The organism is Porphyromonas crevioricanis, from assembly GCF_900476255.1.
Taxonomy (GTDB): domain Bacteria; phylum Bacteroidota; class Bacteroidia; order Bacteroidales; family Porphyromonadaceae; genus Porphyromonas; species Porphyromonas crevioricanis.
This window is the reverse complement of record NZ_LS483447.1, coordinates 1,196,827-1,223,790: the sequence shown is the minus strand read 5'-3', so window position 1 is coordinate 1,223,790 and position 26,964 is coordinate 1,196,827. Positions and strand designations below refer to the sequence as shown.

The 26,964-nt window shown below is 46.8% G+C and carries 19 protein-coding genes; 6 read left to right on the top strand and 13 right to left on the bottom strand.

The annotated features are described in order from the left end of the window. Nucleotides 1-3 precede the first annotated feature (3 nt). The 8 genes from DQN70_RS05335 to DQN70_RS05300 form a co-directional block, all read right to left on the bottom strand. On the bottom strand, nucleotides 4-2,097 hold the full coding sequence (locus DQN70_RS05335) for a putative porin (RefSeq protein ID WP_052521756.1): 2,094 nt from the start codon (nucleotides 2,095-2,097) through the stop codon (nucleotides 4-6). Between the two features lie 225 nt (nucleotides 2,098-2,322). Then, on the bottom strand, nucleotides 2,323-2,862 hold the full coding sequence (locus DQN70_RS05330; RefSeq protein ID WP_023937385.1) for an O-acetyl-ADP-ribose deacetylase: 540 nt from the start codon (nucleotides 2,860-2,862) through the stop codon (nucleotides 2,323-2,325). Between the two features lie 73 nt (nucleotides 2,863-2,935). Next, a complete protein-coding gene (locus tag DQN70_RS05325; RefSeq protein WP_023937386.1) occupies nucleotides 2,936-3,397 on the bottom strand; it encodes a Rieske (2Fe-2S) protein in 462 nt (153 codons plus the stop codon). Nucleotides 3,398-3,412: 15 nt separating this feature from the next. After that, nucleotides 3,413-3,823, bottom strand: a complete 411-nt coding sequence (locus tag DQN70_RS05320) for an SRPBCC family protein (protein WP_023937387.1) — start codon at nucleotides 3,821-3,823, stop codon at nucleotides 3,413-3,415. Nucleotides 3,824-3,858: 35 nt separating this feature from the next. Then, on the bottom strand, nucleotides 3,859-4,500 hold the full coding sequence (gene pyrE / locus DQN70_RS05315; RefSeq protein ID WP_023939331.1) for an orotate phosphoribosyltransferase: 642 nt from the start codon (nucleotides 4,498-4,500) through the stop codon (nucleotides 3,859-3,861). Between the two features lie 52 nt (nucleotides 4,501-4,552). Beyond that, a complete protein-coding gene (locus DQN70_RS05310; protein ID WP_023939330.1) occupies nucleotides 4,553-5,341 on the bottom strand; it encodes a nitrilase-related carbon-nitrogen hydrolase in 789 nt (262 codons plus the stop codon). Further along, complete coding sequence (locus DQN70_RS05305) at nucleotides 5,338-5,895, bottom strand: lysophospholipid acyltransferase family protein (protein ID WP_036887442.1); 558 nt, start codon at nucleotides 5,893-5,895, stop codon at nucleotides 5,338-5,340. Before DQN70_RS05305 ends, DQN70_RS05310 begins: the two co-directional genes overlap by 4 nt. 135 nt (nucleotides 5,896-6,030) lie before the next feature. Further along, a complete protein-coding gene (locus DQN70_RS05300; RefSeq protein WP_023937394.1) occupies nucleotides 6,031-6,327 on the bottom strand; it encodes a hypothetical protein in 297 nt (98 codons plus the stop codon). 1,024 nt (nucleotides 6,328-7,351) lie between these two features. Here DQN70_RS05300 and ruvA point away from each other — a divergent pair. The 4 genes from ruvA (at nucleotide 7,352) to DQN70_RS05275 (ending at nucleotide 18,731) form a co-directional block, all read left to right on the top strand. Further along, nucleotides 7,352-7,942, top strand: a complete 591-nt coding sequence (gene ruvA, locus DQN70_RS05290; protein ID WP_023937403.1) for a Holliday junction branch migration protein RuvA — start codon at nucleotides 7,352-7,354, stop codon at nucleotides 7,940-7,942. 17 nt (nucleotides 7,943-7,959) lie between these two features. Continuing rightward, nucleotides 7,960-15,534, top strand: a complete 7,575-nt coding sequence (gene sov, locus DQN70_RS05285) for a T9SS outer membrane translocon Sov/SprA (RefSeq protein WP_023939326.1) — start codon at nucleotides 7,960-7,962, stop codon at nucleotides 15,532-15,534. Nucleotides 15,535-15,695: 161 nt separating this feature from the next. Then, nucleotides 15,696-18,026 carry a transglycosylase domain-containing protein gene (locus tag DQN70_RS05280; protein WP_023937406.1) on the top strand — a complete coding sequence of 777 codons (2,331 nt, stop codon included), beginning with the start codon at nucleotides 15,696-15,698 and terminating at the stop codon, nucleotides 18,024-18,026. A gap of 108 nt (nucleotides 18,027-18,134) precedes the next feature. Further along, the gene (locus DQN70_RS05275) at nucleotides 18,135-18,731 is read left to right on the top strand and encodes a DUF3109 family protein (protein ID WP_023939325.1); all 597 of its coding nucleotides are present in this window, start codon (nucleotides 18,135-18,137) and stop codon (nucleotides 18,729-18,731) included. A gap of 460 nt (nucleotides 18,732-19,191) precedes the next feature. Here the strand turns inward: DQN70_RS05275 and DQN70_RS05270 are convergent, their stop codons facing one another. The 5 genes from DQN70_RS05270 to DQN70_RS05250 all read right to left on the bottom strand — a co-directional run bounded on the left by DQN70_RS05270 (nucleotide 19,192) and on the right by DQN70_RS05250 (nucleotide 22,960). After that, nucleotides 19,192-20,430 carry a spondin domain-containing protein gene (locus DQN70_RS05270; RefSeq protein ID WP_023939324.1) on the bottom strand — a complete coding sequence of 413 codons (1,239 nt, stop codon included), beginning with the start codon at nucleotides 20,428-20,430 and terminating at the stop codon, nucleotides 19,192-19,194. A gap of 5 nt (nucleotides 20,431-20,435) precedes the next feature. Then, nucleotides 20,436-21,539, bottom strand: coding sequence for a peptide-methionine (R)-S-oxide reductase MsrB (msrB, locus tag DQN70_RS05265; protein WP_023937410.1), 1,104 nt, complete (start codon nucleotides 21,537-21,539; stop codon nucleotides 20,436-20,438). 18 nt (nucleotides 21,540-21,557) lie between these two features. Further along, nucleotides 21,558-21,911, bottom strand: coding sequence for a YkgB family protein (locus tag DQN70_RS05260; RefSeq protein WP_262501285.1), 354 nt, complete (start codon nucleotides 21,909-21,911; stop codon nucleotides 21,558-21,560). A 216-nt stretch (nucleotides 21,912-22,127) separates the two neighbouring features. Then, entirely contained in the window at nucleotides 22,128-22,412 is a 285-nt protein-coding gene (locus tag DQN70_RS05255) for a hypothetical protein (RefSeq protein WP_023937413.1), read from the bottom strand. Further along, complete coding sequence (locus DQN70_RS05250; protein ID WP_023939323.1) at nucleotides 22,409-22,960, bottom strand: sigma-70 family RNA polymerase sigma factor; 552 nt, start codon at nucleotides 22,958-22,960, stop codon at nucleotides 22,409-22,411. Before DQN70_RS05250 ends, DQN70_RS05255 begins: the two co-directional genes overlap by 4 nt. A 1,016-nt stretch (nucleotides 22,961-23,976) precedes the next feature. On the opposite strand from DQN70_RS05250, the gene DQN70_RS05245 reads away from it, so the two are divergent. Both DQN70_RS05245 and DQN70_RS05240 read left to right on the top strand, forming a co-directional pair. Beyond that, nucleotides 23,977-25,149: a T9SS type A sorting domain-containing protein gene (locus tag DQN70_RS05245; protein WP_042226292.1), complete on the top strand. Its 1,173-nt coding sequence runs from the start codon at nucleotides 23,977-23,979 to the stop codon at nucleotides 25,147-25,149. A 98-nt stretch (nucleotides 25,150-25,247) separates the two neighbouring features. Further along, nucleotides 25,248-26,813, top strand: coding sequence for a T9SS type A sorting domain-containing protein (locus tag DQN70_RS05240; RefSeq protein ID WP_111759347.1), 1,566 nt, complete (start codon nucleotides 25,248-25,250; stop codon nucleotides 26,811-26,813). Nucleotides 26,814-26,964 lie beyond the last annotated feature (151 nt).

Below are 26,964 nucleotides of genomic sequence, written 5' to 3'. Positions count from 1 at the left end.
GAACTAATTATTAAAATCGACGGACAAACCTACACGAAAACTATCCGGCGTGATAGGATAGCCTGGCAAAGACATTCGATTGGGAGTAAATACCAGTTCACCCACATTGTACATCTGTAAAAAGAAACGTGTACGCTTGAGGTGGGCATTGACATAAGCGGAAAAGAGAGGTAATCCTCCGCCTATATTCAGCTTATCCTGATTTATAAACTGCATGGTGGCAGGTTCGTAGTACGGCACCTTATAAGCCGTATGGTAACGAGCATCGACTCCCAGCTGTGTACGCATTACCCCAGCAATATAGAAGTCCAGATACACGTGGGCATAGGCTGCTATACGAGGTAGCGGGATTGCTTTGTCATCAGATGCTTGCTGGTAGACACCCTCCAACTCCCAACAAAGTGCACCCAAGCGGTGCCAATGCTTCGCCCTCATCTCCAAAACTTGTATAGGATCTTTCTTCTGAACAGGAATGGCATCTGCTCCGAAATAGAGATAATTCTGCAAAGTAGCTGTACGAGCTTCCAACTTGAGCCCAAGAAGTTCGCTTCCCACGGAAGCTCCGAGATCCAATCTCTGCATAAAAGAAAGATCTGTATCCCACCAATGGAAAGTCCCATGGTGATGCCTGAGCAAATAAGATGGTCGGGTATTAGCAAAATATCCCCAAGCATCCAGCCCCAACTCTTTTCCCCACAAATCGAAACGGGTCTTTATGGCAGCATCCATACGGATAGTGCCGGCATTTTCTCCTATCGGGGCTATCTCGGCCTTGCCTTTGAAATGTAGTCTTTTGCCACTCATACGGTTGATCTCTCCTCCCAAGTACACATCATAACCTTTCTCGTGTACACGCTGACCGGCAATAGAATCCATCAGATAGTAAGCCCTATTCTCAAGCCGGGCATAGGCTGTGAGCCCGAATGCAACCCAAGGGCGAAACCCTTCGCGAAGAGACAGAGCCAGAGTATTGTCGATCTGAAACATCTGTGTCGTATCGTTGGGGGCCACAAAACGTCTGCCCTCTCTCTCTCGATGTATAAAAGCGTTGGAATATTCTTTACCCCAATCAAAATCCGGGCTTCCGATAAAACGTCTGCGATCTTTTGTAAATCGCAAAGAATGCACGATACTTCCTACAGGGACAAAGACAAGTGAGTCTGCAGGAGGTTCATCCGGCTTGGTTTTGAGGCTCTGCTTGGGAGGAGAGGTGGTGAGACTTTTTTTAGGCTCTTCGACAGCCTTCTTGTAGTACCCTAAATTGAACCGATGCGTAAGAAAAGCCGATCCTTGCCTGATACGATTGAAAAGGATATTTCCTGCGAAGCGCACAGGAATATCTCGTGGACGTATTTGGCTACGCCCCAAATTGAACTCTTGAGGATTGGTGATATAACGCTCATCAAGAATCCCCCCATTTTCGCCTATATGGAAATAATCGTTGGCAACAGAGAAGTAGGCCTCATACCGGTCGTGCCGATAAGAACTGAAAATACGATAGTTGAAGTTTTTCGTTGGTTGGCTATTGTAGTAACCGTTAGAGTAAGTATAATCGAAATCTGCTCCCAAATTGAATTTAGGGGTATAATTCGCACCGAAGTGTATACCGAGCTGACTCTCACGTATCTTATTCTCTCCATGCCTATGATAGAGCACCTCTGCAAAAGGAGATTGTGTATCGTAGAAAAGGGCTGTCTGTGGAGAAAATATAAGGCGATCCAAACCCGACTTGTAGAAGAAGCCAGACAACTCTCGTGGGCGATCGAAAAAGAGCTTGGCGTGCCAAGGAGAATGCAAATTACCCAAATAACCGATGGCTAAGGTTCTCCCTTCAGCTACCTGCCTGCGATAAAAGCCTATAGTGAGTGTATCTATATTCTCTCGAATGGCATCTCCCGTGTTCGGATCTATCACATAGGCTTTAAGTCCATTACCTCGACGTATTTGTTCTTCTTCGCTGGCTGCTTTGACTTCCTTGATCCCATAAGGATCAAAGGTTCCTTGAGCAGCACACGGATATTCTCCGATGCAAAGCCAAAGCAAACCTCCAAACAAATAGCCGAAGAAACAAAACAAATTTGACGATCTACACTTCATCACTCACATCCGAATTGGGGATTCTTTTCCCCCAAGGGTTACAAAATTAGGAAATCGCTGAGAGCTTCAGCGAAAAGAACCATGGTACAGGCTCCCAAAAGCAGTCTTTTGATGGATTTTGCGGAATACGGTAATCACAAGGCATTTTGAAAAACCTAATTGTCCTCACTTCTGTCAGTACTCACTCATATACGGTGGACAAAGAGAAAAAGAGAATAAGTCTAACTACCCTCTACCCACAAGGGGCATATTCTCCATGAGCTGCCTATAGAGCAAGGCGTCTTCTTCACAGAAACAACAGATAACAACTTTGCCCTCATATGCACCACTGACGAGATACCTGCATATTGCTTTTAGAGCAATTTGTGCTGCTTGGGCTTTAGGGAAACGATATACTCCTGTGCTAATGCAAGGAAATGCGATACTTCGCAAGTCATTGGTTCTTGCAATATCCAAGGCAGAAGTATAGCATTGCTCAAGGAGCTCAGCTTCGTTGGCATCCCCTCCATACCAAATAGGGCCAACCGTGTGAATGATCCTCCGACAAGGCAGCTTATATGCTCCAGTCATTTTGCTGTGTCCGGTTTCACAACCACCGAGTGCCCTGCATTCCTCAAGCAACTCCCGCCCTGCAGCCCTGTGAATGGCACCATCCACTCCTCCACCTCCAAGCAAAGATGTGTTTGCAGCATTCACAATGGCATCTACACTCAACTTCGTGATATCCCCAACTACGATTTGTATGGCTTTCTTTGGTATGCCCATCGGTACATCCTTTCATAAATTATTTTGCTCCATTCTCGGTCTCTACACCAAAGGTCGATCAAGAAAGGTAAGCTCAATTGATCACAACAAGCCTATCCGGAAAAACTTCTACCCGATAACGTCTCAGTGGCTCTGAAGAGGGCCCTGCCACGGGTGCTCCATTGCCATACAAAACGGAATAAACCGAATGGCAATAGGGGCAAGTCACTTCAAGTGCATCGGTCAGGCAGACACTTATCTCCGGCTCCGCTTCATACGGACAACAAAGGTCGAAAGCATAAAATACACCAGCATCGACTATCGAATGCACTATGAGCAAACCCGAAACACCAATGCTCTGCACAATCGTCTCCGGACGACGTACTTCCAACGCCGAACCTGGAGAAAAAAGAAGGCTGCCCTGTACCGAATTGAAATACAACTCATAATATACAGGGACAGAGGGGATAGAGCTCTCCTGCCGGGAAGAGCAAGAAACCAAGCCCCACAGCAAAAGCAGAGACAAGGCAGAGGTATGGAGTATGGAGCGAAGCACAATATCTCGCCTAAATCAATACGGCAGCGCAGCAAGCATATTGGCCAATTGATCAATTCCTCCTTCGAGTTTCTTGCCTATCATTTTCTTGACAAACATATTCAACTCCGCATGGAGGGTAAGGCGCAAGAAACAGTGGTCAGGCTCTTTCTCTACCAATTGGATCCAAAAGGTGAATGGCAGAGGAGAGCGTTCCGTCTGCATCTTGATCGTTTTATATGGTTCGCGCTCCACAACTCGCAATTCCAGTGCCCCCATCGGATTGAGTTTGAGTGTACAGCTATCTGTATCAGCATGCTCCAATGTGATTGACTTGTCCGGGATTTTATCCTTAACGAAGTTGAGATTAGAGAGATCCGACAGCTTGCCGAATACCTGTTCGGCCGGCTTCTCAATGCGTTTTATTTGGCTTGTATATTCAGTCATAGGTTTTGTGCGTTTTGGAGATTTTTCAGAAAGGCTTACTTGACAGCAGGGTTCCAGCTGGCAGGGTCTTTCCTCCACTGGGCAAGCATATCCACATCAGCCTGACCAACGTAACCACTTGCGAGAGCCTGAGCAATCACAGTGTCGTAGTCAGTGAGTGTTGTCAGCTTCACTTCGGCTTCCGCAAATCGGCGTACCGGCTCGTCAAATCCATGTGTATAAATAGCAACCATACCGAGGACTTCCGCTCCGGCTGCACGCAGAGCTCCGACAGCTTTCAGGCTGCTTCCTCCAGTTGAGATCAAGTCTTCTACCACTACTACTCGACTATTGGGCTTAAGATCTCCCTCAATCAAATTCTCCATGCCATGATCTTTTGCCTTGGAGCGTACATACACAAACGGGAGGCCCAACTTGTCTGCGACCAAAGCTCCCTGCGCAATAGCTCCCGTAGCTACTCCTGCTATATACTCGGTCTGTGGATACAGACGAGTTACCATAGCAGCCAATTCATCCCTGACCGTGCTACGCACATCCGGGTAAGAGAGCGTTTTGCGATTATCGCAATAAATGGGAGAATGCCAGCCGGAGGCCCAGAGGAAAGGTTTGTCCGGTTGTAGACGTACAGCCTCTACTTCAAGCAATTTGGAGGCTACCAATCGAGCTATTTGATCCATGATATATCCGTGTTGATTTTATTATTTGTCAGTGATTGATATTTCCTACATTCTATATTTCTAGAGAAAACAGATCTCGGTCCTTCCAGGCCGGGAATTTCTGCCTAAAAGTAACCAAAGCCTCTTTACTGAGGTACACAAAAGACAAATTAGCTTCGTTGAGTGGCAACTGCACAAGATGTTTCCCTTTGAAATCCACGACAGAAGACTCTCCCGTATAGTTAATTCCTCTCTCATCACGGCCTACTCTGTTTGCCCCGACAACATAAGATAAATTCTCCAAAGCTCTAGCTTGAAGAAGAATTTTATACGCCGAAATACGAGGTTCTGGCCAATTGGCAACATTGATCAATAGGTCATACTCATTATTTACATTCCGGCACCACACAGGGAAACGGATATCATAGCAGACCGTAAGCAAAATACGCCACCCGAGAAACTCAAAAATGTTCCGCTCCGAAGCAGGATTCAGAAGCTCTGTCTCGCCAGCCATACTAAAAAGGTGGCGTTTGTCCTGATAACAAACCCGACCATCCGGAGAAAGAAGAAATCCCCTGTTGGCATAACGTTCGCCTTGTCTCACAAAAGCCGATCCGGCCAGCGCGACACCGTAGCGCGCGGAAAGCTCCGCCAAACGGTCTATGGCTGGGAAAGCAGCAGCCCGTTCCACAGAAGAGAAGTCAGTGGAAAAGCCCGAAAGCGAACACTCCGGTAAGACAAGTAAATCTGCCTCTGTATGTCTGAGCAAATCCTCTACAACGAGCAAATTGGATTCGGGGCTTCTCTCATCGACCGGGTACTGGGCAACAGCCAAGTGTAGTTGGGATTCGTTTGTTTTCATTTCGTGCAGTTGGATGCAAACTGTTCCGGTTTGCGAGCCTGTTCGGCAGAATAGCGCGAACTGATATAGAGGAGATCTGCTTCTATATCGCCCGTGGGCTGATAGATCTCAAAAATTCCCAATTCTTTCCGTCGATAGTCTATAACTGCCAACTGCACCGGTACCCCTGCTCCTTGCGCAATGCGCAAAAAACCCGTCTTCCACCTATCGTTGGCCTTACGAGTTCCCTCCGGAGTAATAGCAACGTGTCGCTGTCCCTCTCCAGAGAAAAAAATACGCATTTGCTCCACAGTAGAGCTCCGTTTGGAACGATTGATCGGAATCCCTCCCATGGAACGAAAGACCAGACCAAGAGGAAAGAAAAACCATTCTTTTTTCATCAAAAAACCGGCTTTCCGACCTATGGCCCAATAGTAGAGCTTTCCGAGTATGAAATCGTAGTTACTCGTATGTGGTGCCACACATATCACACTCTTTTGTGGCTCACTTGGCGGATCAATAATCTTCCACCCCCAGCGACGGAGGATACTACGTGCAATGCTTTTCTTGTTCATAGATACAGACTAAAAATAAAACCAATCAAAAACGCTCTCCACTCCCAAAGAGCTAAAGCGAGCTAAAGCAAAGACACAACAAAGCAGGAGACCTCAAAAAAATGAGGCCCCTGCTCTTTTACAGGTCTGTATATATCAGTTGCTCAAGCTGTCGTAAATCTTCTCCAGCTCTGCCTGAACTTGCTGAATCTCCTCTGCAGCTGAGTCGATCAAGTTGTTGAAGTATTTGCGCACTTTGACAGGGTTACGCTTCTCATCCGGATGGCTCACCATGCGGATATACTTATCATCCCACACGATAATCCGTGCAAGCAGATCCTCAGCTTCTTGTTCACGCTCCACTGGGAGCATTACTCCTGCCATAGAAATATCGGAGTAAAGATCTCTGGCTATTGAATGAATGTATTTTTTCAGTTGTCTTTTGTTTGCCATAGTTACTTTGTTTTCGTGTGACTTGATGTAGCAAAGGTAAGAAAATACCTCTTCGTTTTTCCATACAGAAGAAACCTGCAATTCCGACAGCTACTGCCCTATCTAAAGAGAAGAGAATAATCCCTCTCCCGAAGTATCGAAAAGATTATCCGAGACACCTCTCTTTCTTCGCCAATCTATATTTGTATTTTTGTTTATATCCAATCTTTTATGTTATCATTTTGAGATGTTTTTCTGACTTGATTGGGGGCATTTTAGCCTGAATTTTCCCTCTCTTTTTTGACTCTGATAGGAGCCATTTTTTGCTAACACGGGAGAGAGCAAAAATTCTCTCCTGTGAGAGCAAACGTTTTCTCCTGTGTTAGCAAAATTTCTCTCAGGAGAAAAAATCGACCCCTCCAGAACGCCCTATTCATCGGCATTCCAGGAGGTGGTTACGAAAGACAAAAAAGGGTTTGTATTCACTCGTTTTCGGAGACTTTTTCTCTCCTATTTTTCCGGTTTTCTGCAGAAGTGATTTTTTACAAAATATATCAGATTAAACAACAAGAAACAGGGGGTTCTTCGGGATCGAAGCAAACATGCTTCTCGTAATACGGACAGAGGGAGAACTTTCTACCGGGGCTCTATGGATTTTCACTTCCCTCGTACATCTCTTTTTCTATTTCCATGGAAATTCGGCCTTGTGCCAAAACAATGGGAGCACTCATGAGTAGCATGAGAAGTACTCCTAATCTTGATATATAACTTGTCCCGCTCAGGTTGAAAACAAATAGCTCTTAGAAAGGTTAACTTGGGTGAGATAACCAAGGGGTTCAAAAGCAACAAACTCCATAGCATACTTATGATCTCAATACCTCTGAACAAAAGAGAGCACACTCTGGCATTGAGAGCAACAGCACCGACAAAGAGAATAGGGGGCAACAAAATGAGTACTTTTGCGTTTGTAGATTGTCTGTTTCTATTCCTAATTGTAAGAATCGACAGACTGTAAGCTTCTGACAAACGAACACTTCATTGAGATATGATAGCATACCTCCATGGCCAATTGGCCGACATTAGCCCCACCGCAGCAATCATAGACTGCACGGGTGTCGGCTATGAACTAAATATTTCACTCACAACCTACAGTGCAATAAGGGATAAAACCGAAGTCAAACTGTGGGTAAGCGAAATTATTCGGGAGGACACCTATACTTTATATGGATTTGCCACAAAATTGGAGCAACAGCTATTCGGCAAACTGACCACCGTATCCGGAGTGGGGCCGTCCACAGCTCGCATCATTCTCTCCTCCTTCGCTCCCTCCGAACTAATGACCGCAATCTCTATGGGAGAAGCGGAGACTCTGAAATCGGTAAAAGGGATCGGACTCAAAACGGCACAGCGCATCATTGTAGACCTAAAAGGGAAAATAGATCTCGACACCATACCAGCCGAGAGTGGGAAGGCTGTGAGTGCCAATCGAACAGCAGTCCGGTCCGAGGCTTCTTCAGCCCTCAAGCTACTGGGCTTTGGGGAAGCGGCAATTCACAAAGTGATCAAGCAAATTTGCGAATCCGACCCGACAATAGAAGTGGAAGACCTCATCAAACAGGCTTTGCGCCGTCTCTGATACAGCAACATACCAAGGTGAGCCCCTCGAACCGCACACATCCATATCGATCGCTGCATATCCTGCCAACTCTCCTCCTCTTGGTGGCGGTGGTGCTGACCTTTGCTCAAGGGCGTGAGCACATCCACGCAGCAGCATCTTCCGTAGCGACAGACACGCTACGCTTCCCCGTACAGCCTTTGGGAGCCAGGGATTATCGTTACCTGCAAAAACGATACCCCATGGATCTGAAAACACCGGATAATATACAGACATCTTTTGTCTACAATCCCGTTACTGGCATGTACTTACTCACCACAACGCTTGGAGGCAAGACAATCGGCACCCCGATCCCCTATACCCCAACGGAGTATTTGCGATATATGCAACAGAGAGGGGTACACAGCTATTTCCTTGATAAAGACAGGGCCGCAGCAGAGAGCGAAGGCAAAAAGAGCTTCAACCCACTGGAGATGAACTTTGAATTGGGTCCTGCAGAAAAAGTATTCGGCCCCGGTGGGATCAGACTACGCACACAAGGATCGGCCGAAGTACTCGCAGGAGTCAAAACGAATGCTACCGAAAACCTCTCTCTTCCGGAGAGAGCTCGCAACCACACATTTTTCGACTTCAACGAAAAGATACAGCTCAGTATGCAAGCCTCAGTTGGCAGCAAACTGAACTTCAACATGAACTACAACACGGAGTCTTCTTTCGACTTCGATGCCAAGAAACTCAAACTGTCCTACGAAGGAGAAGAGGACGACATTATCAAATTGATAGAGGCTGGCGATGTGTCCATGTCAAGCCGTAACTCTTTGATACAAGGAGGATCTTCTCTCTTCGGCATACACAGCAAAATGCAGTTCGGCAAGCTGGATGTAGATCTTGTGGTCAGCCAGCAGGAGGCGGAGACCAAACATGTATCTACACAAGGAGGAGCACAGACCCAGCCTTTTGAACTTTCGGCAGATGCCTACGATGAGAACAGACACTTCTTCCTCGGACACTACTTTTCGGAGGAATATGACAACGCACTCAGCACCCTGCCTTTTATCAGCTCCGGAGTAAAAATCAACAGAATAGAAGTTTGGGTAACCAACAAACGAGGGGCTTTTGACGAAGCACGCAATATCGTAGCCTTTTCAGATCTCGGAGAAACAAAGCACATCAGCAGCCCGGGCGTAACACCCACCGGATCTACTGCCGGACTGCCGGACAACAGGGCAAACTCTCTATACGAAACAATCTTATCCATACCGGGAGCCAGACGAATAGACAAAGTCACTCAACTGCTCGGAGCTATGTACAAGAGTGGGCGCGACTACGAAAAGATAGAGAGTGCTCGCAGGTTAAGATCCGAAGATTACACTCTGAACAGCAACTTAGGTTACTTGTCTCTCAACACCAGACTCTCTCCCGATGAAGTCTTGGGGGTAGCATTCGAATACACCTACGGGGGGCAGGTATATCAAGTGGGAGAGTTCTCTACCGATAAGCCAGATCAATCGAATGACAACCTTTACGTCAAGCTACTCAAAGGAACACATCAGACTCCTTCGGCTCCTTACTGGGACTTGATGATGAAAAACATCTATTCCCTTGGCCCGAATGTGTACAACGTGCAGGCTGATCGCTTCCGGCTGGACATATATTACCAAAGCGACTCGGCCGGCATCGCCCAACCCTTTATCAACGATGGCCCCATCAAAGGGAAAATGCTATTAGGTGTACTGGGTGCAGACCGGCTGGACAGACGGCAAGAACCCTACCCTGACGGAACTTTTGACTATGTAGAGGGCTATACCGTGCTATCTCAAAAGGGACTTATCATATTCCCCACCGTACAGCCTTTCGGCAAAACATTAGGCAAAGCCCTCGGGTCAGAAGCCTTGGCGAAAAAATACATCTTTCAGGAATTGTATGATACCACAGCCGTGGCAGCCAGGCAGGTAGCCGAAAAGAACAAATTCCTGCTCAGGGGTGAGTATCAAGCCTCAACCTCCGGTGAGATTTCTCTTGGAGCAACGAATGTCACTCCCGGCTCTGTACGAGTAACGGCAGGGGGGGTATTGTTGACCGAGAACGTAGACTACACTGTGGACTATATGTCCGGTACGGTACGTATCACCAACCCGAGTATCTTAGCTTCCGGCAGCCGCATAGATGTATCTCTCGAAAACAGGGGATTCTTCAACATGCAACGCAAGACCATGTTGGGATTGGACTTGAACTACAACTTCAGCAAGGACTTTTCGCTCGGTGCTACCGTCATGCACCTTTCGGAATTGCCTCTGACAACGAAGACGGCCTATGGATCGGAATCCCTGAAAAATACCTTGTGGGGTATCAATATGAGTTACCGAACCAAATCGCAATGGCTCACCAACATGTTCGATGCCCTGCCCCTACTCTCTCTCACCAAGCCATCCGAAGTCAGCCTTAATGCAGAATTTGCACATCTGATACCGGGGCATTACGAAGGTCGATATGCCAAAGGATACAGCTATCTGGATGACTTTGAAAGCTCACAAAGCACAATAGATCTGCTTAATCCCTATTCATGGATGCTAAGCTCCACTCCTTTCCAAGACACAGCCAGTCCTCTCTTTCCGGAGGCTGCCAAAACCAACGACTTGGAATATGGCAACAGGCGAGCACTCCTCTCGTGGTATTACATCGATCCTCTCTTTACTCGTGAGCATAGCTCTCTGACTCCTTCTTATTTGCGTAACGACTTGGAGCAACTCAGCAACCACTTTGTACGCGAGATAGAGACCAATGAACTTTTTCCCTACCGGGAAGAGAGTATTGCCCAGCAGAGCTACATCAACACCCTGAATCTGACCTACTACCCCGGTCAGCGTGGTCCGTATAACCTCAACACCGTGGATATGGGGGCTGATGGACTATTCACCCGACCGGAGAAGATGTGGGGAGGGATCATGCGCAAGATAGACCAAAGCGACTTTGAAGCCTCTAACATTGAGTATATAGAGTTTTGGCTCATGGATCCTTTTGTCTACGATAACACCGCAAGCGGGGGAGATCTGTATATCAATCTGGGGGAAGTATCGGAGGAAGTGCTCAAAGACGAGAAAAAGTTCTTTGAAAACGGGATGCCTATCAATGATGATCCCGATGCAACCGAAACAACGGTTTGGGGGAAAGTGCCTAAACGGCAAGGGACAGGTTATGCTTTCGACAATACCCCCGGAGCACGCAAAAAGCAAGATGTCGGCTTCAATGGTCTCAGCACGGAAGAGGAGTTGGCCTTCTCCTCCTACACGGACTACATAGCCAAACTCAAAGGGATTGTCTCGGCTCAAACTCTCAATTTGTGGCAGGAGGATCCACAAAGCCCTCTCAACGACCCAGCAGGGGACAACTTCCATCACTATAGAGGTCGGGACTACGATGCCTCACGTCTGTCTATCATAGAGCGATACAAGTACTACAATGGCACGGAAAGCAACTCGGCACAAGCCGGGGAAGGGGATGAATTTAGCGTGGCCAGCCGCGTTGTGCCGGACGTAGAGGATATCAACCAGGACAATACGCTGAACGAGACGGAGAAATACTTCGAGTACCGTATCTCGCTCCGTCCTCAAGATATGCAGATTGGCTCCAACCATATTGTAGACAAAAGGGATACGAGGGTTAAGCTTCGCAACGGGCAGTGGGGAGAGGTAACTTGGTACCAATTCAAAGTCCCTGTACACAAATACCAAAACTCAATCGGTGGCATAAGCGACTTCAAGACAATTCGCTATATGCGTATGTACCTGACCTCATTCAAGGATGAGACAAAACTACGCTTCGGCACCCTCAAATTAGTGCGTGGAGACTGGCGTAGCTATACCCAAGAGCTACATGACCCCTCCACAGCTCCCACTTCGGATGCAACTATGGAAGTCAGCGCAGTAAACATAGAGGAAAATGGAGACCGCAAGCCGATCAACTATGTGTTACCGCCGGGAGTTCTTCGCTCCTTGGATCCGCAACAAGCCCAGAGTACACAGCAAAATGAGCAATCGCTCAGCCTTAAAATACACCACTTGGCTCCGGGAGATGCCAGAGCGGTATATAAGAATGTGCAATATGATCTGAGGCGATACAGCAGGCTCCAAATGTTCACCCACGCTGAGAGGGTTCTGGAGGAAGACACCGGTACCACCACAGGAGATCTATATGCTTTCATTCGTCTGGGATCGGACTACCGCAATAACTACTACGAATATGCGGTGCCTTTGCAAATCACACCTTCGGGAGTTTACAGCCAGCAAAGCGATGCCGACAGACGCGCTGTATGGCCGGATGCCAACTATTTCGATGTTTCCATACGCAATCTCACAAACCTCAAGGTGAGAAGAAATGCGGAAAACTCCATGTCGGGCTTCTACAAGCTCTACTCTCGCCCTGACCCGGACAACAGCCGTGCCACTATCAGCGTATTGGGAAATCCTTCCCTATCGAATGTACGAACTATCATGATCGGGGTTCGTAACGGAGCCAACCAGATCAAAAGTGTGGAGATATGGGTAAACGAATTGAGAGTCACTGACTATCAGGAAGAAGGAGGTTGGGCTGCAGGAGGCAATCTCAATGTGCAACTATCCGACCTCGGTAACCTCAACGTGCGAGGGCGATATACGTCCGCCGGATTTGGAGCCTTGGATCAACGCCTATCTCAACGCTCTTTGGAGGACAACCGACAGCTCAACCTGACCGCCAATATAGAACTGGGCAAACTGCTCCCTCCCAAAGCAAATGTGTCGATACCCCTCTACTATACGATCTCGGACGAAGTAATCACCCCGCAGTACAATCCTCTTGATCAGGATGTTCTGCTACGAGAAGCATTAAATGCAGCACCCAACAAAAGCCAAAGAGATTCGATAGAACGCCTTACGATATCAAGGAACACCTCCAAGAGCTTGTCTTTGGCCAACATGAGGATCAATATCAAAAGTAAAAATCCAATGCCGTACGATCCGGCCAACTTCTCTTTCAACTACGCCTTTACGGGTGTGGACAAGCATACACCGGATATCGAGTACGACAAGACGACCAATTGGAATGCAGGCATCACCTACGACTATGCTCCGCTGCTGCCTCCTTTCAAACCTTTTGCTTTCCTCTCAAAAGGAGAAAAAAGAAAGGAGAAACAAAATGCAAATACAGAAATAGGGAACCTTCCTCGCCGAAATCTAAGGCAAAAGCAACCGACACAAGGGGATGGAAAGGGACTGAGCGAATGGGGCATCAATCTGCTTCCTAATAGGATAAATCTCCGAACCAATCTGGTGCGTAACTACCAAGAGCAACAGGTACGCAACTTCAATCCCGGCATCGGGGAAGGCGTAAAACTTCCGGCGACTTTCATGCAAAGTTTTATATGGGATCGCTCTCTGTCTGTCAATTGGAACCTGACCAACTCCTTGCGACTCTCTTTCCGCTCCGGAACCAATGCTCGCATAGAGGAGCCCCACGTTCAGGTAAATAGAGAGTTAAACCCCGACCAGTACAAAGTCTGGCAAGACTCCGTAATGATGTCTCTTCGTCAGCTGGGGACCCCCCTGCACTACGATCAGGTGGCCACAGCTTCGTATACCCTGCCGACAACCAAGATACCGGCTTTGGAGTGGATAGATGGCTCTGCCAACTACAATGCCACGTACAACTGGGACAAGGGGGCACGGGCTGCTCAGGGTCTGGAAGTAGGGAATATTATCCGCAACCAGTTGAGTCTCGATGGACGCATCAACCTGAGTTTGGTAAAACTCATGCGCAAAATTCCGTACTTCAAGGGTGTGGAAGAGAGAATAAACAGACCTGCCGGCAAGGAGAAAAAGAAGTCTCAACTCCCCCCTCCGACAATACAGCGAGTGAAGCTGAAAACCGATAGTACGACCATTATTGAGCACGGGCTCAAGAACTATCCGGCACTAATCACTGCAAAAGTCGACGGCAAACCCTACCCTATCCGCAGCAGAAAGCTCGACCGGAATAGGATAGAGATACTCAACAAGGACAGCGTAGAGATAGAAATCAGCATGACAGCCCCTCTCCCCAAAGAAAACCCACTGCTTCAGGGATTGGGAGATCGGATAGGTTACTTCTTGATGGGTATACGGGACTTCTCTCTCAGTTACAAACGTAGTTCCGGACTCAATCTCCCTGGGTTCCTCCCCAATATACAGGCAGCAGGAGGTCAAGGGCATCTGCCAGAGGGGCTGGCCCCCGGTCTGGACTTTGCTTTCGGCCTCACAGACAATAGTTTCGTATCCAAAGCAAACGAAAAAGGCTGGCTGCTCAGATCCGAACAGAATGTGAATCCAGCAGCTTATACGGTATCGGACAACGTCGATGCCAAACTCACTTTGGAGCCAATCAAAGAGTTGCGGATTACCCTATCAGCCAAACGATCCGACTCCAGACAGACACAGACAAGCTATGCTCTGAATGGATCTCCACAGACCTATGGCGGGAACTTTGTGATGACGATAATCGGGCTAAAAGGCTTCTTTTTCTCTGCGGATGGCCGTGATGGCTATTCCTCTCCCGACTTCAATAACTTCCTCAATGCAAGAGAACGGATTACCGAGCGAATCAGACAGTCCTATCAGGGCGGACGTTATCCACACTCGTCTCCTTTCATAGAAAAAGGCTTGGCTGGGAAAGAAATAGATATAAACCAACTCGACATCAGGCAAAACAGCCCCGAAGTACTTATCCCGGCCTTCCTCTCCTCCTATACCATGATGGGCAACCCTGACAAGATAGGGCTAAACCCATTCCCAGCTCTTGCATCGATAATGCCGAACTGGAATATCTCCTACAATGGCTTATCCAAACTCCCAGCATTCCGAGCGATATTCAGCAACTTCAGTATCAGGCATTCCTATACCTCCACCTATCGGGTAGACAGCTATACCTCCTCCCTCTCTTGGGTACCAGCCTCCGATACCGATGATAATTTGGGATTTTTGCCAAGGGCACAACAAGCAATAACAGTGCAAGATCAATTCATCAAAGGAGATCCGTCTGTCTCTGCAAACAACAATTTCATCGGGGCTGCTCCGTATGAGATCCCTGGGGTTACTCTGGATGAGAGCTTCTATCCTCTCATCGGGGTGGATATGACCTTCCTCAACGGCATTGGAGTGGCTACAGAATGGAGAAAGCGCAGGAACATAAAGCTCAATCTGTCCGCCTTCCAGATTATAGAGACATCGACCAACGAGGCCTCTGTCACTTTGAGTTATAAGGAAAACGACTTTGCAAAAAAAATAGGTCTACGACGTAAGCCCAAGGGAAAGAAGGCAAAAGAAATGCCTCAACGAAGCGGAGGAGCTCTCACCACAAGAGCAGAGTTTAGCATTAACAACTCCTCAACCCTCATTCGCAAGATACAAGACCGATTCTCTCAGGCAACAGCCGGAAACCTCGCTGTAAAAATTAAGATCAGTGCAGACTACCAAATCAGTAGAATGCTCACATTCCGAGCTTTCTATGACTGGGATCTAAATCGACCGTTGGTGAGTACGGCCTCTTTCCCGATACGAAACAGCAATTTTGGAGTCTCTCTACGATTCAACCTGACACAATAAGCATCATGCAATCCATGAGCGAGGGGAAAGGCGAAACAGAGCGATCGTATTCGGATACCTATCCCCCGCAAAGCTCGAACCCTCTGTCTCGGTATCGGGATAGCTTTGCTACCTTTGGGCGTGCAAAAAGTATAGTATTACACATCGATACAAAAGAATAAATGAAGAAAAGCACCAAAATCATCCTCGGAACCCTCTGGGGACTCTTCGGTCTCTTTTGGATTGGCCTATTGGTCGTTGTCACTCTCATAGCTAAGGGGGCTATTGGTTATATGCCTGCCATCGAGCAACTACAAAACCCGATCGACAAATTCGCCTCACAGGTATTCTCTGCTGAAGGCGAAGTATTAGGCTCCTATTCTCAATCCGGAGCCAATCGGGTGTACGTTTCTTACAACGACTTGTCGGATAATATCGTAAATGCCCTCATTGCAACTGAAGACGTGCGCTTCCGGCAGCACTCCGGCATAGACTATCGAGCTTTGTCGCGCGCAATAGTCAAGAGAGGTCTGCTAGGGCAAAAAAGCGGAGGAGGAGGCTCTACCATCACACAGCAGCTGGCCAAGATGCTTTACTCCCCTACAGCCGAAAATGTGTTTACCCGAGTGTTGCAGAAGCCTATTGAGTGGATTATTGCGATCCAACTGGAACGCTACTATACCAAGGACGAGATCCTCTCGATGTACCTCAATCAATTCGACTTCTTGTACAATGCCGTAGGGATCCGATCAGCCGCCTACACTTACTTCGGGAAAAGCCCAGAAAACCTGAATATACAAGAAGCAGCCACTTTGGTTGGTATGTGTAAAAACCCGGCTGCATACAATCCTGTATTGGAGGCTTCTGTAGAACGCTCTTTGATGCGCCGGAATGTTGTGCTGGAACAAATGGCCAAAGCCAACTACCTGACTCAAGCGCAATGCGACTCCATATCCAAGCTTCCACTACGTATCTCTTTCCACAGGAATAGCCACAAGGAGGGAGAAGCTCCCTATTTCCGAGAACGAGTACGGTTAATGCTCTCGGCAAAAAAACCCAAGCGATCGAACTATGCATCTTGGCAAAAAGAGGAATATACGGCCGATAGCTTGGCTTGGGAAACAGACCCAGCCTATGGCTGGTGTGAAAAAAATGGGAAAAATCTCTACACCGATGGATTAAAGATATACACCACTCTTTCTCTTCCCATGCAACGCTATGCCGAACAGGCTGTGCGCAAGCAAATGGCTGATGTACTGCAACCGGCTTTCGACAGAGAAAAAGCAGGGAAATCTTATGCTCCCTTCTCCTCCCAAATAGGCAAAGAAGAGAAACAACAAATCCTCAAACGGGCCATGCGACAATCCGATCGCTGGAGAGTAGCACAAAAAGAAGGTCTTTCCGAAGCAGAGATACTGGCTTCTTTCAACAAGAAACGTAAGATGCAAGTCTGGAGCTGGCAAGGTATGAGAGATACCGTGATGTCCCCTCTCGACTCCATTGTGTACCTCAAAAGTCTAATGCGGACAGGGTTCATGGCCATGAACCCGCACAATGGGCATATCAAAGCCTATGTAGGAGGGATTAACTTCGCAACTTTCCAATACGACATGGTGAGTAGAGGGAGAAGACAGGTGGGATCTACAATCAAACCTTTCCTCTATTCCCTTGCCATGACCGATGGGCTCACACCTTGCGATATGATGCTGCATGTACCACAAACGCTCTACACACAGGGAGGAAAACCATGGACACCTCGAGGTTCAAGCCGACGTGTGGGAGAAATGGTAAGTATCAAGTGGGGCTTGCAAAATTCCGACAACTGGGTAACGGCATACCTTATGGGGCTGACCTCTCCTTATACTTTTGTGCGGCTGCTCAGAAGCTACGGGCTAAATGGCATCATAGAGTACCCGGATGTATCTCTCTGTCTCGGTACAGCAGATGCTTCGATAGGAGAGATGGTCAGTGCCTACAGTACTTTTGTCGGCAACGGAATTCGTGTCGATCCGCTTTTCATTACTCGCATAGAAGATCAGCATGGCAATGTTTTGGCCAATTTCGTTCCCAAAACTACAGAAGTTCTCTCTCAAGATGCTGCCCTCAAGATGCTCACGATGATGAGAGCGGTGATAGATGGTGGTACAGGTGGCAGGTTGCGCTCTCGTCACAACCTCAAGATGCCTCTTGGTGGCAAAACAGGTACAACGCAGAATCATAGCGATGCCTGGTTTGTCGGCTTCACTCCTTCTCTGGTAGCCGGTTGTTGGGTAGGAGGAGAAGATAGAAGTATTCACTTCGACTCCATGTCCATCGGTCAGGGAGCAGCCTCAGCTTTGCCTATTTTCGGGGAGTTTATGCGACTCGTTTACTCGAATAGGTCTCTCGGATACGACCCGAACGAGGCTTTTGAGATCCCCAAAGGCTTCTCGCCCTGCGGTAGCAGCGAAGAGAATCAACATAGCGAAGAGGACGATTCGGTTGGGATCGGACTCGACTTGCTGGAAGAATAGCTTCCACCCAACCCAAGCAGCACTTCGTCTGTCTTCGTCCTTGCCTGTGGATAAGACAGCCGAAGTGCTTCATTTGTAGATCGATTCAGTCCATTAAACGACATTCACATGATATATATAGGAGACAAGCTGGTAAGTCTGGACATCATAGACCAACAATTTGTATGCGACTACGATGTATGTAAAGGGATCTGTTGTGTAGAAGGCGACAACGGTGCACCTCTGGCTGCCGGAGAGGCAGACAAAATCAGGGCCTTACTACCTCTCCTGCAAGACCTCATTTCTCCACAAGCAAAAAAACTAATCGAAGAAGAGGGGATCAGTTATATAGACGAGGATGGAGAAGAAGTTACCCAAATCGTCAATGGAAAAGACTGCGTATTTACCACCTACGACTCAAAAGGTCGTTGCCAATGCGCTATAGAGAGGCTATACAGAGAAGGGGAAACCGATTTTCTCAAACCGATCAGTTGCCACCTCTATCCCATTCGGGTGCAGAAGTATTATGGAGGAGCTACAGCACTCAACTATCAACAATGGAGCATTTGCAAATGTGCTATCAAGTTGGGCCGTAAGATGGGAATACCCATATACCAATTCTTGAAAGAGCCTCTCATCAGAGCCTATGGCGAGGAGTGGTACGAGGAGCTCTGCCTTGTAGCCCGAGAATACCTGGCACAAAAGCAATCGGAGCAGTCTATTTAACCCCCTCCACGATTATTCATAAAGAAAGACGCAGCCGGCACACAAAGTAGCCGAAACAAAGAGAGATATAGGGGACTTGAGACCTTGGTATAGGTCTCAAAAAGGCAATTAAAACTTACCATTTTGTTGACTTTGCTGAATGCAGAGAAAGTAAGACATTGAGACTGAGAATATGAGGAGTATACCTATCATCATGATCAAGCCCGAATGTCGAAAGCAACGCAGCGAATACCGTGTTATGCAGCAGTCTTGAGCTGTGTAATGATTTGCCATTATTCTTCGATCACCTATACTTAGGTCATCATACTAAACGACGATCTGCAAGCCCGCATATCCTCTCGGATACTTGAGCCTACAGACACATCAGAAGAGATAGAAAAAGAAAAGAGAGATAAAATGGAGAGTCCGCACTAACTGCAATGAAGACAACAGATCGTTACAGACTCTCCCGAAAACCAATTTATTTAATTGTGATTCTCAATACCTGATCTACTGGAGGTACAGGGAAGGCATTCCCTACTTTGCTGATCGGATTACTCTCCATCTGGGGAGTCCCACCAAAAAGGGCCTGTCGATTTCCAGCTCCGGGGAATTGATCCACCCCCGTACCCGAGTCAAATAACGCTGTACTTTTTGTCACATTTCCGTTTGACAGAGCCAATACAGCCTGTTCGTTGGCATAGAACCAGTCGTTTGAAAATCCGAACATAGTAGCATAGGCCAACATATCACCTTCTTCGGCCTTATACTGCACCATTGCCATCTTTCCAGGGCCAATGGGGGCATTGCCTGCCACGTAGATCCCTTTTACACCTTTCATCGCCTTCAGGTTTTTCATCAGCTTGCTCACATCCCCCGCTTGCGACAAGTTCTTCAACCCCAGGCCGGGGTCTTTCTCTCCAAGCTGATAAATAGGGTTTTTGTCTCCACGATAGACAACGAGGAATACAGGTGAGATACCGGTGATAATACCCGTATTGGCTTCTACCTTTTCCTTCAACTTATCAATGTTACCCATCTGGGCGATATTTGTAATCTCCGGATTGGACTTCTCATTGGGAGTGAAGAAGGGCTTTTCTGCAAGAAGCTTGCTACCGTCGAAGTTAGAAACAGCCCATACACCCGGAGAGAACGGTGTTTCGTTCGGGGTATCAGCAGAGGTATTCATTATAGTAAGCGTAAACTCGGATGTCTTCTCTTCGTACGCCAACTTCAAATTCATCAATTTAGAAGCATCCACGCCCGGAACTTGCATAATAGGTTTAGACTCAACATCTCCTGTCTGGTCGTTTTTGGTTCCGTTGTCCCACAGTCTGACCTGAGAAGAGACATCACCCTGTATGGCTCGGCCCTGTTTGTCGAACAAGTTGATACCGGGCTGTTGAGAGGCAAAAAACCAGTCTTTCGATTTTCCATACATCGTAACGAACATCAGAGCTTGCCCTTTACCGGCCTTGAACTTGAAGTCAACACTCTGCCCGGGTAGAATGATCGGGAGATTTATCTCCTTGCTCCCAACACCTTTGAAAGTTCCACTCTGCACAAACAACTTCGGTGTAACGATATTTTCAACAGTAAAAGTGCGCATATCACCGGTCATCGGGGCTTTCATTTCGTCATTTTTTTTGCAGGAAACAACGAAGGTCATACTCGCCAGAGCGATAGTCGAGAGTCCGGCTTTGAATAGATTCTTTTTCATGATTTCTAAATTTGTTTGGTTTTGAATGGTAATTCCTTTTTTAGCAAGAAAATATAGTCTTCATATCCTTCTTCTTTCATTTTTTCCTTGGGGATAAAGCGCAAGGCAGCACTATTGATACAATACCTCAAACCTCCCTTCTCCGCAGGCCCATCGTTGAATACATGCCCCAAATGGGCATCCCCCGTTTTGCTCCGGATTTCGGTGCGAACCATACCGTACGACTTATCCGTTTTCTCCATGACAAGCGTCTTGTCTATCGGCTTGGAAAAGCTCGGCCAGCCACAACCCGACTCAAATTTGTCAGTGGAGACAAAGAGCGGTTCACCAGTAGTGATATCCACATAAATCCCTTCCCCGAATTCATCCCAATACTCATTTCTGAAAGGAGCTTCGGTAGCATTGTTGCGTGTAACATCGTATTGCAGCGGAGTGAGTTTTTCTTTCAGATCTTCATCGGTCATACGTATATATTTCTCTTCCGAAAAGGCGGGATTTGCTTCGCGAGCCATCTGGAACAGACTCTTGGGGATATGGCAATATCCGTTGGGATGCTTGTCCAAATAGTCCTGATGATATTCCTCAGCTGTATAGTAGTTCTCCAAAGCCTTGCTTTCGATAGCTATCGGTTGCGAATGCATTGCTGCGAGCTTGTCTATGGAAGCCCTTACCATGGGAGCGTCGGCCATGTCGGTATAGTAGATACCTGTTCTATACTGTACCCCCACATCATTCCCTTGCTTATTCACAGCAGTAGGGTCGATAGTCTCGAAAAATAAATCCAACAATTTCTCCAGACTGATCTGATCCGGAGCATATTCGACTTTCACTGTTTCGGCAAAGCCGGGTTCTCCGGTCGATACGCTCTTATAGTCGGGATGCTCTCCCTTGCCATTTGCATAGCCAACTTCGGTTTTTATCACACCTCGAATTTGTTTCAGAAAATGCTCTGTACCCCAGAAACACCCTCCGGCCAGATATATCTCCTTCTTCATTTTCACGTCTTCCATTTTTTCCTTCCTATTTTCTTTCGTTTGTACGACTTGTGTTCTCGCAAATACAAGAGAGAGAGCTGCGATCGAGAAAATTAAAATACTTGCCTTTTTCATCTTTTTCTGATTTTATTGTTAGCTGTTCTTCGGAGCATCCAAAAGCATCAATCCGAATCCGAGATACGCTATATCCTTAAGTATAAAGTAATCGGTTATGAGTACACCATCCCTCACCTTCCACATACCGGAGGTGAAGAAGAGAAAGCTGAGCGTAAAAAGGAATATGAAAGTTATCCCCAGTCCGGCGTATCTCCTCAGAGAATGAACTCTGATCGAAAGCAGTAGCAAAAGAGCTACCGAGATCTCAGCCAAACCTACGAGAATAGAGACAAATTGGACGCCGAACACATCATATACCCAAAATGTGATGGGATGATGCTCCAGCAAAGGCCTAATGGCAGCCGCTTCCATCGGTGTAAACTTGAATATACCTATCTATATAAGGATAACGGCCATACCCCAAAGGGCAACATAAGACCCGATCCGGTGATAGATACCTCTACCTGAGAGCAGTTGTTTTCTTGTTTTCATCCTATCAGTTTTCTTCGATTACGCCAATGCAACCAATTAGTATGCGAAAGTCTCCAAGGGGATTTCTGTACGTATAGTCGGCAAAGGCTCGTAATCCTGACAGGAGAAATAGGGCTATGGTGTCATTTTCTTTTTGATCCTATCCTTAAAATCCTGTATTTCAGAACTTTCAAATCGATCTTTTTTTTCTCCTCCCTCATACTTTTTCGTGAGGAACTTGTCTATTTGCTCCACTTTCCTCGCATAAGCGGCACACCACTTACATATAGACAGATGGGCACGCAGGCGCACTTTCTGCAAGAGAGGCAGCTTGCCGGATCTTTCCTGCTCTATCAACTGTGGCACATGACTGCAAGGCATGATGAGCAGGTGTATAAGTTTGCCGAATAGCTTCGTCATAATTTCTCAAACCAATTTAATTCGATACACTTCCTCAATTGCATACGACTGCGCTGGAGGATCTTCCACAAATTCGTCGTAGCAATATCCAACTCCTGACAAACCTCATTGGCTTTTTTCTCTTCGATATAATATCGTTTCACCGTGATTTGCCAATGGACTGGCAGATGTTCGAGACATTTATCCAGCGTATCCATCAAGGCCTTTTCATCCTCGGGCTCTTCGAGATTAGGAGACCATTCTTGAAGGACGGAGTGGTCTGTCCACGAGCCCGACTGATCGAAAAAATCCGACATACTGACTACTTGTGGCTTACGGTATCTATCTCGATAGAAGTCGGCTATCTTGTTTCTCAATATATTTTGCAGCCAGGTCAGAGGACTACTTTTCCCCTGAAATCTGTCATAGGCAGACGAAGCAGAGATAAAGACCTCCTGCACCAAATCCATTGCATCCTCCTTGTCTGCCACCATTGACAAAGCTCGATTAAGCAAAGGTTCGGAATATAGCTCCACCCACTTTGTTATTTCTTTACTCTCCGACCTCATACAACAGGAAATTATTGGCTCTCAACAGGGAACACCATCTGATCTCCAAAGATGTATTCGCATCCCGAATCAAGTTCCGTAATTCTTCTCCATATTGATATACAACTGCTTGCATACACTGCGAAAATAATCAAAAACGACAATCCCCTCTCTCTCAACAAGCGATTGTCGAGAGAGGGGATTTATCAGTACAGAGATGCTAAATAACAGCCTAATAACATTATGTAGAAGAGAGAATTTCCGTACGACAAATTCAGACTTGGTAGAGCAGCTCCACGAAAGGTACTATTGCATAATGCGACGAGAGCTGTGCTATGCAATAGTATCCAGAGCCTATTGCGATTAGGTAAAAACAGTGTTGCATAGCAGACCTAAGCAGACTCGAGCGACAAAATCAAAGAGCCCTCCCAAAGAGATCGCTGCTTGATCTCACGATATGGCAAAACGGCACAAAGCTCATTTTCCCAAATTAGCACAAATACGTCCTATCAAACACAATAGCAGGTCGTGGTGGTAGATTGGGAAAAAGCTCTTTTTGAGGGCTTTTCGACCTCTATCAAAACACCGATGAATAGGGCGTTCTGAGAGGGTCAAAATTCTCTCCTCAGAGAAATTTTTTTTTCTCCTGTGTTAGCAAAAATTCTCTCAGGAGAGAATTTTTGCTCTCTCCCCAGAAAATTTTATCTCGAACCCGAACAGCAATTGTCGGCATCAAAAGAGAGAAGCATGACAAGGCCAATAAAGGGGTATTCTCGCCCTAATTATACCACATTATTGTTAAAAACAAAGAACCCACAAGGCTCTGAGGCTGGAGCTTGGGTTATACACTCAAGTATGTAAGCCAAACTAAATGTCAAAAAGAACAAAGTGGGTAGCATATCATGCGGTAGTCTCAATTAGGTATTCCTCTATCAAAGAATACATTTGCAATTAGGGCACACAATTCTCTTTTGTTTGTTTTTACTTATTCTTTTTATAACTTCGCTGTTACACATTAGAGTTGTCATTTCTTGAATATGATACGAATACTATTAGCGGGGCTTATTGCACTACTCGTTGCGCCTGCGACAGCCAAGGCACAAGAAAGTGTAGGCGAAAAGCCAACAGATGAGAACTACCAAATCATGGAATTTCCACTCCGTGATGGTACGATTTGGGTGAACAGCTGCCAAATGTACATTCACGACATAGATCTGGGTCTTAAGTCTCCTATGGGCCTCTTTTTCTCCTATGTATTTATACATGGAGATACGACAATCAATCAGCTGGATTACAAAAAAGTCTATTGCACCAAAGACGATAAATTCCTTGCGAACGGAACAAACTACTGGGGAGCTATCCGCCAAGACAAGGGGATCGTCTACCTACGGATACCGCAGGGACTCTCTGATCCAGACAACTATCCTGGCACATTTCAGGATGAGGGAGGTTGGCATTGGGCTGGGAATGTTCTCCCTTTCAATTCTTGGAAAGAAGGCAATGGTCTCTTTTTGGATCCGAACAAAGAGTACATTTTGTATGATTTCAACCTCTACGATAAGCCAGAAACGGCATATGATCGGGTGTGGGGAGGTAATAAATGGCAGCCTAAATTTGAAGGATACGATTACGAGTATATTGCAGGGAAGTGGAGGCGAACTATCTCCTTTCGTGGCAATAAGTGGGCAGATGGCATAGGCTCTTTGGGCGGCTTCGGATTTACTTATTTCCATATCCAATATACATCCGCCCCTGTGCTCAAAGAAAAGACTCCCATAGATGATCAGCTTCTTTTCGACAGCTATTCCACAAATCTCTTGCTTTGCTTTGTACAGGATGACCAAGTCGTCTATCACGATACCAACAAATGGAAGGATCTGTACGGCAACCTAATCCTCCCTCAAGAGAATGTCACAGCAAAAGATTGCTTCCGAGCAGATCAAGTGGTAAATACCGAAGTCTTAGGAACGAATAATCCTTTCTTGCCCAAAGAATGGACTTTCGTTGTTAAGGCCAATCTTCTACAATGGGAAAAGACTAACCTAAAGACATTGGCTCTGTACACTATGAAGGCTGAACAAGTATGGACCGGCAATATGGAGGATAAGACCTCTGTCGATCTCTCCTCCTTGCCCACAGGGCTATATCTCTACATCGTGACCGACACACAAGGCTTGCGACACACCGGAAAGATCTACTTAGGAGAATAGGCTTGTCCTTCGGGGAATATTGCAAAGATCTCTGATTATCAAATCCGGAGGCTTTATAAGGGCTCAACAACAAATAATAAATCCGAAATAAATAAACCATGAAACATTACAGACTAACAATCGTATTCGCCTTATTGGCGTTGTGCTCAATAGTTAGTAGTCGCATGGCTGCCCAAACAGTTATGGCAGAGCCACCCATGGACAGCGAGTGGTACTACGACTATAAATACGGATCCACAGGAGACGAGAGCCTGCCACAAACATGTGGCTACACAAAGATCAAAACCATAGGCAAGAGTGAGCGTCAGGGGAAAAGCGTTGTGGAGTACCAGGCAACCCATGTCACTAAATTCGGCAGCGCAACGGAGCCTCCTTTCTATATCTACTACGAGGGACCTAAGGCCTACCTGCAAAGGAAAGACGGCTCCCTGCATTTGCTATACGACCTCTCTGCCACAAGTGGTGATGAGCTGGAGTTATGCGCCTTCTCTAAGAGTGCAGGAAAAGCATCACCCATCAAAACAAAAGTGCTATCACGGCAGGAAATAGAGATTTCCGGAAAATCGTATATCACTCAAGAATACCAGCCTCTCTCCCTCCTGGTGTATGGGACAGATACAATACGCTCTTATACCGTCACTCAGCATATAGGGATTTCCCGCTTGGAGGCTTTGGGTTCTGTTGAGCATAAGATCTTTGTTGCAATGCAAGGCGGAGGCCTGCGCTACTACCAAGGAGGAGGAATATCCCATGCCCCCAGCGGAGCTGCCCCTCGCGATGCTATCGTGGATGAATCAACAGCCTTTACGGATCATCCTTTGACAAAGGGACGGCTATGGTATATAAGGTACCAGATAGGGGGATGTGGCAGTAATGAGCAATATCACACAGATGTCTATCAGCACACCGGGCAGGTCATAGAGCAAGAAGGTAAACAATACCATGTAATAGAGAGATACTTCTCCCTCGATGGCCCCGACACTCCACACAAAAGGTTTTTCTACCTCCGTTATGATGCAGAGCAAGGAACTGAATATCTTTCCGGAGAGGGGTATACACAAGGCAAACCCGGTGACAGGGAAAGACTACTCTACGACTATAAAAAGATAGCTGGATGGTCTTTTCTAAATTCTTCTGACGAAGGCGATCTGCCACTGACTTGTATGTCGTCTCCTTTCCAAAACAAGTCTGACAAAGACAGTAAGGGCAGACGTGTGTACAAGTATATCCATCCCATGGATATACCTTTTTCCTGGATCGAAGGTGTCGGCTGGGACCAAGGCTTCTGGCCGTATGCTATCGGCCTTTGTGGCGGTGGTCCCGACTTGCTGATCTATGCAGAGGATCAGGAGGGGCGAACTTACGGAGAGAAGAAGTTTATCAATACGGGCATTGACAATCCGGCATCACCCGATAGAGATGTCGCTCCATACAGCATCTGGCACAACGGATCGACCCTTTATGCAAAAACCTCATCGCTTGCGGGCTTTAGCAAACAAAGGATCACCCTCTACAACGCAGCCGGAGAAATACTGCGGAGCTATGATCTCGACAACAATGAGCAACAAGTATCCATCGCCTCTTCGCTCGAAAGTGGGGTATATTTCTGGCAAATCTCCGGAGAAATGCAAAAATCATGGAGCGGAAAACTGATCGTTCCATAAATCACAGGCGATGCCAAACCGGAAGAAAAATACAGAGGGGGCTACCATTCGGCAGTTCCCTCTATGTTTTTTATCCCTTTGTTGGGGGAACGTTACACGTGCTTAGGACTCACGGGAAAATTTACTCCAAATAGCAAGAATTCGTTTCACC